Genomic DNA, 16,087 nt, shown 5'->3' on the forward strand with positions numbered 1-16,087 from the left:
ACCTTCCTCCCGTGTGTCGGGGACGGTCACCGCCCGGATGGCCGCCCGCAGCTGCCACTAGTAGATGTAGCACCATAGCCGATTTGCCAGGGGTTGTCGCCGCGTCAATAGCTTGAAGCTGCTCCTCGTGCTCATCTCTCGCTGTCACCTCTCATATGGCCGTGCGTTGGCAGGCTTTCGTTTTGGTCGGCCATCTTGCTGCATTTAAGCATTACAAATTTTAGTAATTACTGAAATAGCGCGTAGAGACCCCTGGCGTATCACTTGGGCTTTACAGGTTTTGGCGAGGGGCGATGTTCGTATTGAAGGGCTTCTGGTCTTCGGAGCGCGGCAACTTTGCCATGGCGACCGCCATAGCAATGCTGCCGATAATGCTTGTCGTGGCCGGCACCATCGATCTGACAGGCACGAGCGACGACGCTGCGCAATTGCAGAATTCGCTGGACGCGGCTGGACTTGCCGTCGGCACAAAGTACCTACCCAGCATGACCGCGAGTGATGTGCAGGACCTTGGGCTGGCATTCTTTACGGCCAATATGAGTGTCGCCGACCAGCAGGAGTATTCGGGCAGTGTCTCCGCCTTTTCGGCAAGCGCCAGCGGCGACCCGAGTGCCTACTACATCTCGGTTTCGTCCAGCATCAACCGTCCGAGCTTCATCAATGGCGCGGCCCCCTGGCCAGCCCACCGCTCGGCCACGGTCAAGATGAATCCCGGCGCGCAGGCCTGTGTGCTGGCGCTCGATCCACATGCGTCGGCCGCCGTGAGCCTGCAGGGCTCGACCGATGTCTCTATGAGCAGTTGCGTGATCGCGGCAAACTCGGATGCGCCCGATGCTGCCAGCTTAGGTGGTTCGGCGCAGGTGTCGGCGGGCTGCGTCTCGACCGTCGGCGGCACTTCCGGACTTTCGCCGCCCAACGCCAATCTTACCTGCGGTGCGCCGCTCGAATATCAATATGCGTCGTTCGATCCACTGGCGGACGTCGTCCCACCCCCCTACACATTGTGCCTGCCCGTGCCGAACGGCAAAACCTACACGCTGTCGCCCGGCACGTATTGCGACAAGACCTTGTCGGGAAACATCACGCTCAATCCAGGTGTCTACATCCTGCGCGGCACCACCATAAAGCCGGGCGGCAACGGCAGCCTGAACGGCCAAGGCGTGACCATATTCCTCATGGAGGGCGCACAGACCTACATAAATGCAAATGAAATGGTGAACCTTTCCCCTCCCACCAGCGGTCCATACGCTGGCATTACCATTTTCGAGAGTCATGGCAACACTTCGGCCTTGACGCTGAATGGCGGCGCAAATTCCGTGATCAGCGGGTTCGTCTATGCGCCCGACGCGCCCATTTCCTTTGCCGGCAACTCAGATATGAGCGGTCAAGGCGACTGCCTGAGGCTTGTTGGCCTGACCGTGCAGATGACCGGCAACTCATCCATCAAGACCGACTGCACAGCCGTGCTTGGAAATCGCGAGATGTATGCAAGCCGCCTCATCACTCTGGTGAAATGAGCGGGCAACTGCCGTTTCGATTCCAGATTTCCACCGCCCTGCCCGGCAAAAGCCATGATCGCGACTATCTCAGGCAGGCATGACCACTACGGGAATCGAACACGAGCAGATCGCGAACTTGAACAGGCGCAAATGGCTCAAGGCAGTCGGCCTTGCAGCCCTGGCCGGGCTTGCCGCCTGCAGCACAGTTTCGCTGCCGACCGGCGAAGGCGCCGGCGTCTCCTCGTCCGCCACCGGCACGCTGGCCAGCATACGCGCCTCGACCGGGCTTCCGCCGCTGGTCGCCGACCCGCAGCTCGAGCAAGCCGCCCTGCAGCAGGCCGGCTACATGGCGCGGCGTGGCCGCATGAGCCACACCACCGGCTGGGGAAAGGATTTCGCCTCGCGCGTCAAGGACAATCGCATTGCCGGCGCCGCCGCAGAGAATATTGCCGAGGGCCGTTTCGACCTGCAGAAGCTGTTCGACATATGGGCGCATTCGCCCGGCCACCGGCGCAACATGCTCGACCCACGCTTCACCCGCTTTGGCCTCGCCTATGTGCGCGACGGCCGCGACGGCGCCCTGCGCTACTGGAGCCTTGTGCTGGGAAGGTAAGGCGGCACTCCCCGATAGGTCGTCGCCTTGAATTTCGAGGGCGACGACATCTAGTCCATGTGTGCGGCTGGTGCGCCACCGGCGGGCGCCTGTTTTGGCTTGCGCAGCAGGAAAACAAACGGAATGGAAATCAGCGTCATCACCATGAGTATTTTGAAGTCATTGACGTAGGAGATCATCATCGCCTGCAGATTGACCATGCGATCCACCTCCGAAAGCGCCATTGGATCGCCGCTTGCGGCCGCCGGCGATACCGCCCACAGATTGGGGTTGAACGGATTGATGAAGGCCGAAAGCTCGGTGTGATTGACCTGCGTGTTGCGCACCATCAGAACTGTCACGACAGACACGCCGATGGACGAGCCAAGATTGCGCACCAGGCTGAACAAGGCCGTGGCATCGGTGCGGAAGCGCACGTCAAGCGTGGCGAAGGCCACGGTCGACAGCGGCACGAACACCATTCCCATTCCCAGGCCCTGGATGACGCCGGAGCTGATGATCAGCCAGTTGTCCATCTGAGGCGTGAAGCTGGACATGGTGTAGAGTGATTGCGCGGTCAGCAGAAAGCCGATGACGACCAGGATCCTGGCGTCGATCTTGCTCATGATCCGCCCGACGACGAGCATCGAAATCATCGTGCCGATACCACGTGGCCCAAGGACAACGCCAATGGTGATGGTCGGATAACCGAAGATGGTCGACAGCATTGGCGGCAGCAACGACATGCTCGCCAGGATGAGCACACCCATGACGAAGATGAACGCCAGGCCGGTGACGAAATTGCGGTCGAGGAAGATCTTGGGATCGATGAAGGGATGTTCGGCCGTCACCGTGTGGATGATGAACACCCAGAAGCCGGTCAGCGAAAGACCAAGCTCGATCCAGATCTCATTCGAGGAAAACCAGTCGACCTCGCCGCCGCGATCGAGCAGCAGCTGAAGCGCGCCGACGCCGAGCGATATCATGGCGAAGCCGAAGAAATCGAAACCGCGCACCCGCCGGGCAACAGCCGGCAAATAGGCGGCCATGCCGAGGAAGGCGACAATGCCGACCGGCAGGTTGATGAAGAACACCCAGCGCCAGTTGAAATTCTCGGTCAGCCAGCCACCGAGCGTCGGGCCCAGAATTGGCCCGAGCATGATGCCGGCGCCCCAGATGGCCATCGCCTGGCCGTGGCGCTCCCTCGGGTTGATGTCGAGCAGGAAGGTCTGCGACAACGGCACGATCGCGGCGCCGAACACGCCTTGCATCAGCCGGAAGAACACTATGCTCTCCAGGCTCCAGGCGATGCCGCACAGCATCGAGAACACGGTGAAGCCGACCACCGCCGTCAGGAACAGTTCCTTGCGGCCGAAGCGGTCGGCCAGCCAGCCGGTGACCGGCGTCATGATGGCGGCGGCAACGATGTAGGACGTCAGCACCCAGTTGATGTTGTCCGGCGAGGCGCCGAGATCGCCGGTCATGGTCGGCAGCGCAACGTTGGCGATCGTCGTGTCGAGCGCCTGCATGATCGTCGCCAGCATGAGCGCGACCGTGATCAGGCCACGATGCGGCACTTCTTTGAAGGGTTCGGGCGTGCTCATGATGCGGAACTTCCGGCAGGTAACAAAATCGTGTAGAACAGGTTTCCGGGCGGCATGGCCTTCCGTTGAGAGACCCTCATTCGCGGTGGGACGCGATGGCCGATGTGGGGGTTACATCGACCGAAAGTCTCTGATGAGCGGATGCCTGCCGCCCGGAAACATGAGGACCGAGGGGTCCGTGTCGAAGATTTCAGATTCCGGTCGATCCGCGACGCGGCTCCAACCAAACGCTGGTTCTTCCACTCCTCCCATCAGACCAATCCTGCTACCAGCTTACACCCGCTTGGTTCCCCACGGGCTTGCGCCGATATTACTCCGCCGCCTAGCCCGCCGTAGCGTGGCCGAATATGGCGGGAAACCCGCGGGCAACGCCGGTGTCGACGGTAACGGTCGCGCTCATGCCGGTGCGCAACGCCATCTTGGCGTCGGCATCGGTCAGTTCCAGGCGCACCGGAATGCGCTGCGTGACCTTGACCCAGTTGCCTGTGGCATTCTGGGCCGGCAGCAGGGAGAATTCGGCTCCCGTGCCGGCGCCGATCGCCTTGACCGTCGCCTCGAAGGTTTTGCCCGGATAGGTGTCGACCATGATCTCGGCCTTCTGGCCGGGCTTCATGTGGGTCAGCTGGGTTTCCTTGAAATTGGCGTCGATCCAGGTGTCGCCGGTCTCGACCAGCGAAAACAACGGTGTGCCGGAGCCGACATACTGACCGACCTTGAACGACGAGGCCTGGCTGACGACGCCGTCGGCAGGCGCCTTGACCGTGGTCTGCGCCAGATCGTAGGCCGCCTTGTCGCGCGCGGCGAGCGCGGCCATCACGGTCGGATGCTTGTCGGTCTCGATGTCGGGATTGCCACCAAGGGCCGCCTTGGCGCTGATGATGCCTTGCTCGGCAACGGCAAGCTGCTGCTTGGCCTTGTCGAGATCGTTCTTGGCCTGGTCGAGCGACGACTTGGCGTTGATGCCCTTCTGGGCAAGGTCCGCGGCACGGTCGAATTGCGACTGGGCGAAGTCGACCTCACTGGCATCGGACCTTTGCTGTGCCATCGACTGGCCATAGGCCGCGCGCAACTGCTCGACATTGAGACGCGCGCCCGCCACCGCCGCGTCGGCCTGGGCCAGCGCGATCCGGTAGGGCTCCGGGTCAATGGCAAACAGCACATCGCCCTGCTTGACCAGCTGGTTATCGGCGATGTCGACCTGAACGATGCGACCGGCCGTGTCGGAAGCGATCGACACCTTGGCCTGCTGCAGATTGGCGTTCTCCGTCTCCTGGTAGCGGCCGCCGGTGACCCAGACGTAACCGCCGCCGATAGCTAGCACCGCAGGCAGCGCAACCATCAGCAGGGAGCGGCCCAGCCGGCGCTTCTTCTTCACCGGCGCCGGGGCCGGCTGCATCGGAGGAGCAACCGCCACCGGGGCCGCGGCCGGCTGCGCCGGCGCGTCCACTTCCAGCTCGGTCACCTTCTCGTCTATCTTGGCTACCGCGTTCATGCTGCTGCGCCTTCTGCACTCTTCACTTTTTCAACGGACGGCGTCTCGTCGTCAGTCAGGTTGCGGACCATCGCCTCAAGTCCCTCGATCAGGACGCGACGGGCTTCCGGTTTCACGCCGACCAGCGATTCTTCATAGACTTCTCCCGCAATGCTCTTGATCACGGCGTAGGCGTCGCTCGCCTTGGGCGTCAGGAAGATCATGCGGACGCGGCGATCGGCTGCGTCGGGGCGGCGCTCGATCCAGCCACCCTCCTCCATGCGGTCAACCAGGCGCGAAACGCTGATCGGCTCGATTTCAAGAAGTTCGGCCAGCCGCGCCTGCGCGACACCATCTTCCTTGGCAACGCGGACCAGAAGCCGCCATTGCGCCGAAGAAAGCCCCAAGCCACTGGCCCTCGCCTCGAAGCGCTTGCGCATCAGGCGCTGCACGTCGTGGATCAAGAAGCCCAATCTGTCTATGCCATCAGAAACCATGAGCGGCATATATAATAAGCGTGCTTATTATTCAAGATGCCGGGTTGCACCAGAAACCGGCAAATGTGCATGACGGCCGTGCTTCGCAATCATGGTTAGCGGGTGGTGAACGTCTGGTCGGTGGCCATGGCAGTCGGCATGACCGCATCCACCACATCAGGATGTGCGCGCTAGAGAGGCGCCGCTTCGTGCCGCTGGTCGAGTGTGACAGATTGATGTACAGCCGCTGTCAGGATCGGGGGATCAACCAAATGCCGACGCTCTACGCTCTCAAGCCAGCTTTCCAGGGAAGGCTGCGGCCGCTGGTCAATCGGCTGGCGGCGATCGGGGTCACAGCAAACAGCATAACCATCCTTGCCGCCCTGATGTCGATCGCGGCCGGGACGGCCATCGCGATCTTGCATGAATGGCGCTCGCTGCTGCTCGTTCCCGTCGTGATGTTCGTGCGAATGGCGCTGAACGCCGTCGATGGCATGCTGGCGCGGGAACACGGGCAGGCTTCGACGCTCGGCATGTATCTGAACGAGCTTTGCGACGTCGTTTCGGACCTTGCGCTGATCCTGCCTTTCGCCGTCTTTCCACAGTTCAGCCCATGGGGCGTCGTCGCCTTCGCCCTCACCGCCGTGCTGACCGAATTCGCCGGCGTGCTCGGCATCGCTGCCGGGATCGGGCGAAATTATGCCGGGCCGTTCGGCAAGAGCGACAGGGCTCTGGCGCTGGGCGTGGTCGCAGTGTTGTGCGCCGCCGGGCTCTGGCCGGCTTCCATCGCGCCGCTTGTGTTTCCGGCCATGGCAACGCTTTCACTGTTGACCGCCATAAACCGGATACGCGCTGGCCTTATTGGCAGCGCCAGCTAAGCATCGAGGCTTCGCCATGCCGCCCGAGGGAGAGACCATGATGCACGAACCGATCGCCGCGGAAAGCTTTGAGCGGCAAGCGCAAGAGCGTGTCTTCCGCAGCCATGACGGGACGGAGATCTTCTACCGCTTCTGGCCGGCAGCTTCCGCCAATGCCAAGGGCGCGGTCGTGCTCTTCCACCGCGGCCACGAGCATGGCGGTCGCATGGCCCATCTCGTCGACGAACTGCGGATGCCGGACCACGCCTTCTATGCCTGGGATGCCCGCGGCAATGGCCGCTCGTCCGGCGAGCGCGGCTATGCCCCTTCCTTCTCGGCCCTGGTGCGCGACATCGACTGTTTCATGCGCGAGATCGCCGCCCGGGATGGCTTCGCCACGCAGGATATTGCACTGATCGCGCAATCCTTCGGCGCCGTGCTCACTGCGGCCTGGGTGCACGACTATGCACCGAAACTGCGCGCCATGGTGCTGGCTTCACCAGCCTTTTCGGTCAAACTCTACGTGCCCTTCGCCAAGGAAGGCATCGCGTTCTGGCAGAACATCAAGGGCCGCTTCTTCGTCAATTCCTACGTCAAGGCGAAGTTCCTGACCCACGATCCCGTGCGCATTGCGTCCTTCGAGAGCGATCCGCTGATCACGCGGCCGATCGCCTCCAACATCCTGGTCGAACTCTACCAGCACGCAGCACGCATCGTTGCGGACGCCCGCGCCATCACCGTGCCGACGCAGCTTCTGCTTTCCGGCAGCGACTGGGTGGTGCGCCACGGCCCGCAGCACGCGTTTTTCGTCAATCTCGGCAGCCGCACAAAGGAACGCCACGTGTTGCCGGGGTTCTTCCACGACACGCTGGGCGAACGCGACCGGGCGCAGGCCCTCGACCTGATCCGGCCGTTCCTGGAAAAGCAGTTCGCCTCGCCGGATGCGCCTGTCGACCTGAAGCAGGCTGATATCGCCGGGTATACGCGCGATGAGGCCGACAGGCTTGCGTCGCCGCTCGACCTCTTGTCGCCGAAGGGCCTCTATTGGGCATTCAGCCGTGCCTCCATCCGCATGGGCGCCTGGGTCTCGTCGGGCATGAAGGCGGGCGTCACCACCGGCTTCGATTCCGGCTCGACGCTGGATTATGTCTACGAGAACGACGCGCGCGGTCTTACGCCGCTTGGCCGCTTCGTCGACCGAATCTTCCTGGAAGCCATCGGCTGGCGCGGCATCCGCCAGCGCAAGCTGCATCTCGAAGAGCTGATCGGCTCTTGCCTGGCGGCGCTCAAGGCCACTGGGCGGCCAGCCCACATTCTCGACATCGCCGCCGGCCATGGCCGCTATGTTCTCGACGCCATCGTGAAAAGCCCCGAACAGCCGGCGAGCGTGCGCCTGCAGGATTACTCCGACCTCAATGTCCAGCTTGGCCGCAAGCTGATCGCCGAACGGCAATTGCCGGCGAGCGTCTCGTTTCAGCGCGCGGACGCTTTCGATGCCGACATGCTCGCCTCGATCGATCCGGCGCCCGACCTCGCCATCGTTTCCGGCCTCTACGAACTGTTCTCGGACAACGCGATGATCGCCCGCTCGCTCGGTGGATTGGCCAACGCCATGCAGCCGGGGTGCCTGTTGCTCTACACCAACCAGCCCTGGCATCCGCAGCTTGAGATGATCGCCCGCAGCCTGACCTCGCATCGCGGCGGCCAGGCCTGGGTGATGCGCCGGCGCACGCAAGGCGAGATGGACCAGCTCGTCGAAGCCGCCGGTTTCGACAAGCTCGAGCAGCGCATCGACCAATGGGGCATCTTCACCGTCTCGGTCGCACGGCGCCGCTGAACAGGATGGCGTCATCGCTTGCATCCACGGTGCGCGCAGAACCTTATGGCCGGGTGGTCGTCAGGGCAGCCCTTTGGCTGGCCTTCCTGGCGCCGTTCTTCTACCTCAGCTACGGCTTCGCCAACTGGCTGGCGTCGCGGCGCGACGACGTCGGCAGCATCGTGTTCGCCTGGGAACACAGCATCCCCTTCCTCGCCTGGACCATCGTGCCCTACTGGTCGATCAACCTGTTCTACGGCCTGTCGCTGCTGCTCAACGACACCAGGCAAGGGGTCGACCGCCTGGCCGGACGTTATCTCACCGCGCAGATCGTCGCCGTTGCCTGTTTCATCCTCTTCCCGCTGACGCTGACGTTCGTGCGGCCTGCAACGAGCGGCCTGCCGGGTTTCCTGTTTGCCGTGCTTGGCGGTTTCGACAAGCCGTTCAACCAGGCGCCGTCACTGCATATCGCACTGCTGGTGATCATCTGGGATCACTGGCGCCACCGGCTCGGCGGCCTCCTCCTGCCGCTCTGGCATGGCTGGTGCTTCCTGATCGGCGCCTCGGTGCTGACGACCTGGCAACATCATTTCATCGACATCCCGACCGGCGCGCTGCTCGGTTTTTTTGCCCTGTGGCTGTTTCCGCGCGCCGGCGAGTTGCCGTTTTCAGGCGCCCGGCTGACCAGCGATACCAAGGCGCGCCGGTTGGCGCTGTTCTATGCGCTGGGCGCCGTCCTTGCGCTGGCCGGAGCCGCGCTTGGCGCCTTCTTTTCCGCCACGGCACTCATCCTGCTTTGGCCGGCACTTGCACTGGCCATCGTCGCCTTCGGCTATGCCGGGGCCGGCGCAAAGGTGTTCCAGAAAACTGCGGAAGGTCATGTGTCCCTGGCAAGCTGCGTCCTGCTTTGGCCCTACCGGCTGGGCGCTGGGGTGAATGCCGCGATTTGGACGCGTAATCTCCCGCCGTTCGTGGCCGTCAGTGACGGTGTCTTTCTCGGCCGCTTTCCGACGGCAAGCGAGGCCAGCGGCTTCGGCACAGTGATCGACCTCGCCGCCGAACTTGAAAAGCCGGCGGCCGCAGATTGCCGCTGGATCAGCTTTCCGATGATCGACCTGTTGCCGCCGCCCGTGACGATGCTTGAGCAGGCAGCCAGCGCGCTGGAGAGCGCGCGCCGCGACGGCACCGTGCTGGTCTGCTGCGCGCTCGGCTTCCAGCGCAGCGCCGGCGTTGTCGCCGAATGGCTGGTGGCGACCGGCAGGGCCAGGACGCCGAAGCTTGCCCGCGAGATGCTGATGGCGACCGGCCGGCCGGTTCATCTTGCCGAGGCCGAGGAACGGGCGGCATGACGGGCAATGCCGACCAGGAACGGGCCGATCGCTTCGCCCGCATGCTGATGAAGCAAGCCGCATGGCCGGCTGCGACTGTGGTGGCGGCAAATATCCTTGCGCCTTTGGCTGCTTCGACGCGCGGCGCCTTCGAGACCTTGCCTGCGGCCATTGCGCTGTCGGTCACAGCCGCGAGCGCGGTTGCCGTGCTGGCGCTGTCGGCGCTCCTGGTGTTCGACGCGCTGTTGTTCCGGCTGATGGCCAGCCACGACGAGGCTTCCGGTGGCGCCGCGGTGGATGACATACTGGCGCGCATGCGCCTGAAAACTTCGCCCTCCACGACACGCCCGCTCGACGACCGCATGGCCGGCACCCGTCGCTTGCTGTTCAAGCAGCGCGCCGGGCTGGCCCTGTTTGCCGCAGCGCTTCTGGCGGCGGGGTTTTGGGCGCCGCGATGAGCAAGCTTTCGCTCACGACCTTCACCTTGCTGCAGACGGTAACCTCCGTCGGCCTCTCGGCGCTGGCCTGGGTGGTGACCGGGGTGCGTCCGATCTGGAATGGCAGCCTGCCGTCCGACCGGCAGCGCATCTATTTCGCCAATCACACCAGCCACGGCGACTTCATCCTGCTGTCGGCCTGCCTGAGCGAGAAAGAGCGCGCCGTCACTCACGCGGTTGCCGCCGGCGAATACTGGGGAAAGTCGCGGCTGCGCCGCTTCATCGCCGAGGACATGCTGTCGTCGGTGCTCATCAACCGGCAATGGACGAGACCCGAAGAAAACCCGATCGAGATCATGCTGTCCGTTCTCGACCAGGGCCATTCGCTGATCCTGTTTCCCGAGGGCACGCGCAACATGACCGAAGAGCCGCTGCTGGCATTCCGCTCGGGGCTCTACAATCTTTCGATGGCACGGCCTGAGGTCGAGCTGATCCCCTGTTGGATCGAGAACATGTCGCGCGTGCTGCCCAAGGGCCAGTTCCTGCCGGTGCCGCTGCTGTGCCGCGTCGTCTTCGGCGCGCCGGTGGCTGTGGCTCCAGGCGAAGAACGCCGCGCCTTTCTCGAGCGCGCCCACGCCACGCTTCTGGCGCTCAACCCGCGCCCCGAGCGAGACGATTGATGCGCCACGAAATCTCCATTCTGATCATCGGCCTGCTGGCGGTGCTGACCACCGCCAGCATCGTCGCCGCCATACTTTCGGCGCGGGCGCCGAAGCCGCTCAGTTCAACGTTGGTCAACCTCACCCAGCGCATCAACGCCTGGTGGGTGATGGTGGTGTTGATAACGGTCGCCTTCTTCTTCGGCCGCGACGGCATGACCATCCTGTTCGCGCTGATTTCGTTTGCGGCGCTGCGCGAATTCGTGACGTTGACGCATACAAGCCGCAGCGACCATTGGGTGCTGCTCGGCATGTTCGGCATCATCATACCGTTTCAATACTGGCTGGTGTGGACCGCCTGGTACGGGCTCTTTGTCATCTTCATTCCGGTCTACTGCTTCCTGCTGATGCCGGCCATCACCGCGCTGCATGGCGACACCGAACGCTTTCTCGAGCGGATCGCCGCCCAGCAATGGGCGGTGATGATCTCGGTCTATTGCGTCAGCCACGTTCCGGCGCTGCTAACCCTCAATGTGCCAGGCTTCGAAGGCCGCAACCTGTTGCTGATCGCCTTCCTGATCATCGTCGTGCAAGGCAGCGACGTGCTGCAATACATCTTCGGCAAGCTGTTCGGAAAACACCGTTTTTCGCCGAACGTCTCGCCTTCGAAAACCTGGGAAGGCCTGATCGGCGGACTGGTGTCGGCGAGCCTGCTCGGCGCGCTGCTGTCGTTCGTGACGCCGTTCTCGCCGCTGCAGGCGGCAGCCGTGGCCTTCGTCGCCTGCTCGATGGGTTTTCTGGGTGGACTGGTCGCCTCGGCCATCAAGCGCGACCAGGGCGTCAAGGACTGGGGCCATCTGATCGAAGGTCATGGCGGCATGATGGACCGCACCGACAGCCTGGTCTTCGCTGCCCCGGTCTTCTTTCACATCGTGCGCTATTTCTGGACGGTGTGAGCGCCTGTTTGGAAACTCTACGCTGGGTCGGCTGAGCGCCAGACGCTTGACGGCGTAGGTGCGGCAGTCTCTTGTCCCGACAGGCTCGGCCGGCAAAAGAGGTGCCACATGGAAAAGATCATACTGGACTGCGACCCTGGGCATGATGACGCTATCGCCATCCTGCTGGCGGCAGGCAATCCACGGATCGATCTCCTCGGCATCACCACGGTGTCGGGCAACCACAATGTCGAAAACACCACGCGCAATGCCCTTTCGGTATGCACCGCCTACGGCATCAAGGTGCCGGTGGCGAAGGGCTCTCCCGGTCCGCTCCTCATCGATCAGGTGCTGGCCATCGAGATCCATGGCGAAACCGGGCTCGACGGCCCCGTACTGCCGCCCGCCTCGTTCGAACTCGACAAGCGCCATGCCGTCGACTTCATCATCGACACAGTCATGACGCATGAGCCGAAGACGATCACGCTGGTGCCGGTCGGTCCGTACACCAACATTGCACTTGCCGTGCGCAAGGACCCCCGCATCGTCGAGCGGGTGAAAGGGGTCGTCGCGATGGGGGGAAGTTATACCAGAGGCAACATCACGCCGGCGGCGGAGTTCAACGTCTATGCCGACCCGGAAGCCGCCGACGTGGTGTTCCGGGCCAACTGGGACGTCACCATGGTGGGGCTCGATCTCACGCACCAGGCGCTGGCCACCAAGGGACTTCAGGACAGGGTGCGCGCCGTCGGCGGCCCGATGGCCAAGTTCATCCTCGATATCTGGGAGTTCATTGCGACCACGCATGGGGGCCTCCTGCAGATCGAGTATCCTGCCATCCATGACGCGTGCTGCGTCGCGGCGATGATCGACCCGACCGTCTTCACCACCGAGAAGGCCGACATCCGCGTCGAGCTTGCCGGCCGTTGGACCAAGGGCATGACGGTCTGCAATTTCGAGAAGATGGGTGGCATGCACCATTTCGGCGGCACGGCGAGCGAGCAGGTCGACTTCCGCCACACCGTTGCGATGAAGCTCGACCATCAAAAATTCTGCGATTTGATCGTGGATGCGCTGGAGCGGCTGACGAGGCAGAAGGGGTGACACACACCCTTCCTCCGGACAGTCGTCGTAGCGATATCGCTATCTTCGTCCGTGACGTCACGCGCCCCGTGTGATCCAGCGAACTCTTGCCCACCGCGATCAGAGCCGGTCGACTTGCCGGTGAGGGTTGCGAACGCGCGCAGGGCGGGGTCTGGACCCCGCCCTGGACAGTCTACAAGAGCTTACTTGCCGGCGAGCTGCTTGGCGTTCTCGGGCGTGATCGCGGTGGTGTCGACGGTGACGGTCGAATCCACCGATGAGGCACAATCGAGCAGGATCTTCTTCGACATCTCGATCGCTTCCTTGGCACCGGTCGGATAGGTGAAGGTCGCGGCCCAGTCGCCTTTCGCCACCGCCTCGATGCCGCCGGCAGGTCCCGGCAAGCCGTCGGTGCCGATGATCTTGACGTCCTTGCCGGCACCCTTGGCAGCGAGCAGCGCGCCAGCCGCCATCATGTCGTTCGAGGCATAGAGCACCTTGATGTCGGGGTGCGCCTGCAGCATGGCCGAGAAGGCGGTCTGGGCTTTGTCCGGCACCCAGTCGGCGGCTTGTTCGGCGACGACCTGGATCTTGGCATTCTCCTTGACGCCATCCTTGAAGCCGTTCAGCCGTTCGACTGCGGGCGTAGAGCTTGGCAGTCCTTCGAGCACGGCTGCTTCGCCACCATCGGGCAGCAAGGTCTTGGCGGTATACTTGCCCGCCTCGAGCGCGATCTTGTAATTGTCGCCGCCGATGAAGGCGGTGTAGTCCTTGCCGGGATCGCCGACCGTCTTGCGATCGAGTTCGATGACCGGGATGCCGGCATCCATGGCGCGTTTGACCGCCGGCGTCAGCGGTGCCGCCTCGAAGGGCGAGATCAACAGCAAATCGACCTTCTGGGTGATGAAATTGTCGACCTGCGAGGTCTGCGTGTTGACGTTGCCGGCGCCGTCGGCGATCTGCAGCGTGAAGCCCGGCACTTCCTTGGCCGCCGCGGTCAGCTCGTCATTGACGTGCTGACGATAGGGTTCGGCATTGTTGGCTTGCGAAAAGCCGATGATGAACTGGCCGTCCTTGGCGCAGGCCTTGACCATGGGATCGGCAGCCTGGGCGGCTCCCGCGATGCACAGGCCAGCGCCTGCCAGAAGCGCGGCCTTGAGGGCACGCCTTTGTCTTGTGGTTTTCATACTCACTCTCCTCCTCGTCGGGCCGGGGCCAGACCTTGGTTGACTTCGACTTCCTGCCGCCAACCTCCTAACGACCCAAACCCTCGCGGCGACGAACGAGGGATTGAAGCACTGCCGCCAGCACGATGATCGCGGCGGTCGCGAGCAGCTGCATGGCGGGGGTGATGTTGTTGAGCTGAAGGATGTTGGCGAGCGCGCCGAGCATAATGGTGCCGGCGACGGTGCCGACCATCGAGCCGGCGCCGCCGAACAGGCTGGTGCCGCCGATGACCACGGCGGCAATCGCGGTAAGCTCGTAGCCCATGCCGTCATTGGCACTGCCAAAATTGAACTGGCCGGCATGCACGATGCCGGCAAGTGCGGCGGCAAAGCCGGTGATGGCGTAGACCGATATCTTGACCATCGACACCGGCACGCCGGAAATACGCGCCGCGCGCTCGTTGCCGCCGACGGCAAAGACATAGCGGCCGAAACGTGTGGTGTTGAGCACGATCGTGGCGATCGCGGCAAAGACGATGAACACGATCGTCGCCACAGGCACGGTGTTGTCGAACAGCCGCTCACCCAGCACCGCGAACACCGGTGGCGCCAGCCCCGGCCCGTCGCCATAGGAAATGTTGATGTACTGATTGCCCGACACGACCAACGCCAGTCCGCGCGCCGCCTGCAGGCCGGCGAGCGTCACGATGAACGGCTCGAGCCGGAAGCGGCTGGAGATGGTGCCCTGGATGACGCCGAAGACGATGCCCATGACGAGCACCGCGAGGATGGTGGGGATGAGCCCGAAGCCGCCCGAGATCATCATCGATGCCGTGACGACGCTGGAGAGCCCGAGCACAGCGCCGACAGAAAGGTCGATGCCAGCGGTGATGATGACAAAGGTCATGCCAATGGCGATGATGCCGGTCTCGGACACGGCGCGAACGATGTTGGCGATGTTGTCGGGATTGAGGAACAAGATTTCGCCATGCCGCCGCGGCGAGAAGATGACGCCGCCGATCGCCACGACGACGAGGCCGATCAGGCTCTGGAAGCGCACTACCAAGGCTAGCGGATCACGATGCACCGGTGCTGCGGCCACCGGGCCGCTTGCCGCCGAAATCTTCTGCTCAGACATCAGGCCTCCCTGCCATTTGCCGCGTCAAGCACCGTGTGCTCGTCGACGCCGCCGATGAATTCCGCCACGTTGCGCCCTTGGCGCAGCACCACGATGCGGTCGCACAGGCCGATCAGCTCCGGCATCTCGCTGGAAGCGACCAGAATACCGAGGCCCTGTGCAGCCAGTTGCCGCAGCCGCGTGTAGATCTCACCCTTGGCGCCGACATCGACGCCGCGCGTCGGTTCGTCGAGCAGCAGCAGCCGGGGATTGCCGAGGATCTCCTTGGCGAGCACCACCTTCTGCTGATTGCCACCCGAAAGCGCGCCGACGGCGATGTCAGGATTCTTCGGCCTGATATCGAACTGGCCGAAGGACTGCTTCACCGCGTCCGCCTGCCGGCGCGCCGACATCAGCCCGAAGGGTGAGATGCGTCGGATCACCGACATGACCAGGTTGAGGCCCACCGCCATCCTCAGCATCAAGCCGCTGCCGCGCCGATCGTCGGTGACGAAGGCGATGCCGGCGTCGCGTGCGGCTTTGATGGAATCGAGCTTTACCGGGCGGCCGTCGACCGCGACATCACCCTCCCAGCGGCCGGTAAGGCCGGTGCCGTAGAGCGCGCTCAAGAGTTCGGTACGCCCTGCCCCCATGATGCCGGCCAACCCGACGATCTCACCCGCCTTGACGTCGAGTGAGATGCCTGTCGGCGGCTGCCATCCAGCGCTTTCATGGGCGAGCCTGAAGCTCGCATTGCGCAGGCTGAGCAGCGTCTTGCCAGCCTCCCTGGCGCGCTCGGGATAAAGCTCATCCAGCGGTCGCCCGACCAGAAGGCGCACCAGCTCGGCCTGCGGCGCATGTGGCTCGGTGACGCCGGCGACGCGACCGTCGCGCATCACCGTAACCCGGTCGGCGATCTGCGGCACCTCTTCCAGGCGATGCGAGATATAGACGATGCCGACGCCGCTGGCGGCGAGCTTGCGCATGATGTCGAAGAGCCTTTCGACCTCGCCCACCGTCAGCGCTGCCGTCGGCTCGTCCATGATC

15 protein-coding genes are annotated in these 16,087 nt (G+C 63.6%); 9 read left to right on the forward strand and 6 right to left on the reverse strand.

The features are described from left to right. Positions 1-293: 293 nt before the first annotated feature. Together ACXJ7R_RS10515 and ACXJ7R_RS10520 are read left to right on the forward strand one after the other, a co-directional pair. Complete coding sequence (locus tag ACXJ7R_RS10515) at positions 294-1,517, forward strand: TadE/TadG family type IV pilus assembly protein (protein WP_457151773.1); 1,224 nt, start codon at positions 294-296, stop codon at positions 1,515-1,517. A gap of 79 nt (positions 1,518-1,596) precedes the next feature. Beyond that, positions 1,597-2,112: a CAP domain-containing protein gene (locus ACXJ7R_RS10520; protein ID WP_457151774.1), complete on the forward strand. Its 516-nt coding sequence runs from the start codon at positions 1,597-1,599 to the stop codon at positions 2,110-2,112. A 50-nt stretch (positions 2,113-2,162) separates the two neighbouring features. Here the strand turns inward: ACXJ7R_RS10520 and ACXJ7R_RS10525 are convergent, their stop codons facing one another. The 3 genes from ACXJ7R_RS10525 to ACXJ7R_RS10535 all read right to left on the reverse strand — a co-directional run bounded on the left by ACXJ7R_RS10525 (position 2,163) and on the right by ACXJ7R_RS10535 (position 5,663). Beyond that, positions 2,163-3,695 carry a DHA2 family efflux MFS transporter permease subunit gene (locus ACXJ7R_RS10525; protein WP_457151775.1) on the reverse strand — a complete coding sequence of 511 codons (1,533 nt, stop codon included), beginning with the start codon at positions 3,693-3,695 and terminating at the stop codon, positions 2,163-2,165. 322 nt (positions 3,696-4,017) lie between these two features. Continuing rightward, positions 4,018-5,187 (reverse strand): HlyD family secretion protein, encoded by a 1,170-nt coding sequence (locus ACXJ7R_RS10530; protein WP_457151776.1) that lies wholly within the window; start codon positions 5,185-5,187, stop codon positions 4,018-4,020. After that, positions 5,184-5,663 carry a MarR family winged helix-turn-helix transcriptional regulator gene (locus ACXJ7R_RS10535; RefSeq protein ID WP_457151787.1) on the reverse strand — a complete coding sequence of 160 codons (480 nt, stop codon included), beginning with the start codon at positions 5,661-5,663 and terminating at the stop codon, positions 5,184-5,186. Before ACXJ7R_RS10535 ends, ACXJ7R_RS10530 begins: the two co-directional genes overlap by 4 nt. Positions 5,664-5,914: 251 nt before the next feature. On the opposite strand from ACXJ7R_RS10535, the gene ACXJ7R_RS10540 reads away from it, so the two are divergent. From ACXJ7R_RS10540 to ACXJ7R_RS10570, 7 genes are all read left to right on the forward strand, one after another. Further along, entirely contained in the window at positions 5,915-6,520 is a 606-nt protein-coding gene (locus tag ACXJ7R_RS10540) for a CDP-alcohol phosphatidyltransferase family protein (protein ID WP_457151777.1), read from the forward strand. 37 nt (positions 6,521-6,557) lie between these two features. After that, on the forward strand, positions 6,558-8,336 hold the full coding sequence (locus tag ACXJ7R_RS10545; RefSeq protein ID WP_457151778.1) for a bifunctional alpha/beta hydrolase/class I SAM-dependent methyltransferase: 1,779 nt from the start codon (positions 6,558-6,560) through the stop codon (positions 8,334-8,336). A gap of 5 nt (positions 8,337-8,341) precedes the next feature. Beyond that, on the forward strand, positions 8,342-9,664 hold the full coding sequence (locus tag ACXJ7R_RS10550; protein ID WP_457151779.1) for a phosphatase PAP2/dual specificity phosphatase family protein: 1,323 nt from the start codon (positions 8,342-8,344) through the stop codon (positions 9,662-9,664). Next, entirely contained in the window at positions 9,661-10,101 is a 441-nt protein-coding gene (locus ACXJ7R_RS10555; protein ID WP_457151780.1) for a hypothetical protein, read from the forward strand. The genes ACXJ7R_RS10550 and ACXJ7R_RS10555 overlap by 4 nt, the downstream gene beginning before the upstream one ends. Continuing rightward, positions 10,098-10,760: a lysophospholipid acyltransferase family protein gene (locus ACXJ7R_RS10560; RefSeq protein ID WP_457151781.1), complete on the forward strand. Its 663-nt coding sequence runs from the start codon at positions 10,098-10,100 to the stop codon at positions 10,758-10,760. The genes ACXJ7R_RS10555 and ACXJ7R_RS10560 overlap by 4 nt, the downstream gene beginning before the upstream one ends. Next, positions 10,760-11,695 (forward strand): phosphatidate cytidylyltransferase, encoded by a 936-nt coding sequence (locus ACXJ7R_RS10565; protein ID WP_457151782.1) that lies wholly within the window; start codon positions 10,760-10,762, stop codon positions 11,693-11,695. The genes ACXJ7R_RS10560 and ACXJ7R_RS10565 overlap by 1 nt, the downstream gene beginning before the upstream one ends. Before the next feature lie 108 nt (positions 11,696-11,803). After that, on the forward strand, positions 11,804-12,778 hold the full coding sequence (locus tag ACXJ7R_RS10570; protein ID WP_457151783.1) for a nucleoside hydrolase: 975 nt from the start codon (positions 11,804-11,806) through the stop codon (positions 12,776-12,778). 182 nt (positions 12,779-12,960) lie between these two features. On the opposite strand, the gene ACXJ7R_RS10575 is transcribed toward ACXJ7R_RS10570, so the two are convergent. The 3 genes from ACXJ7R_RS10575 to ACXJ7R_RS10585 form a co-directional block, all read right to left on the reverse strand. Further along, complete coding sequence (locus tag ACXJ7R_RS10575; protein WP_457151784.1) at positions 12,961-13,944, reverse strand: substrate-binding domain-containing protein; 984 nt, start codon at positions 13,942-13,944, stop codon at positions 12,961-12,963. A gap of 67 nt (positions 13,945-14,011) precedes the next feature. Next, positions 14,012-15,061, reverse strand: coding sequence for an ABC transporter permease (locus ACXJ7R_RS10580; RefSeq protein ID WP_457151785.1), 1,050 nt, complete (start codon positions 15,059-15,061; stop codon positions 14,012-14,014). Continuing rightward, positions 15,061-16,087, reverse strand: a 1,027-nt coding sequence (locus ACXJ7R_RS10585; RefSeq protein WP_457151786.1) for a sugar ABC transporter ATP-binding protein, incomplete at its 5' end; no start/stop codon positions are given. The genes ACXJ7R_RS10580 and ACXJ7R_RS10585, both read right to left, overlap by 1 nt.

The sequence above is a fragment of the Mesorhizobium sp. P5_C1 genome (assembly GCF_054049815.1).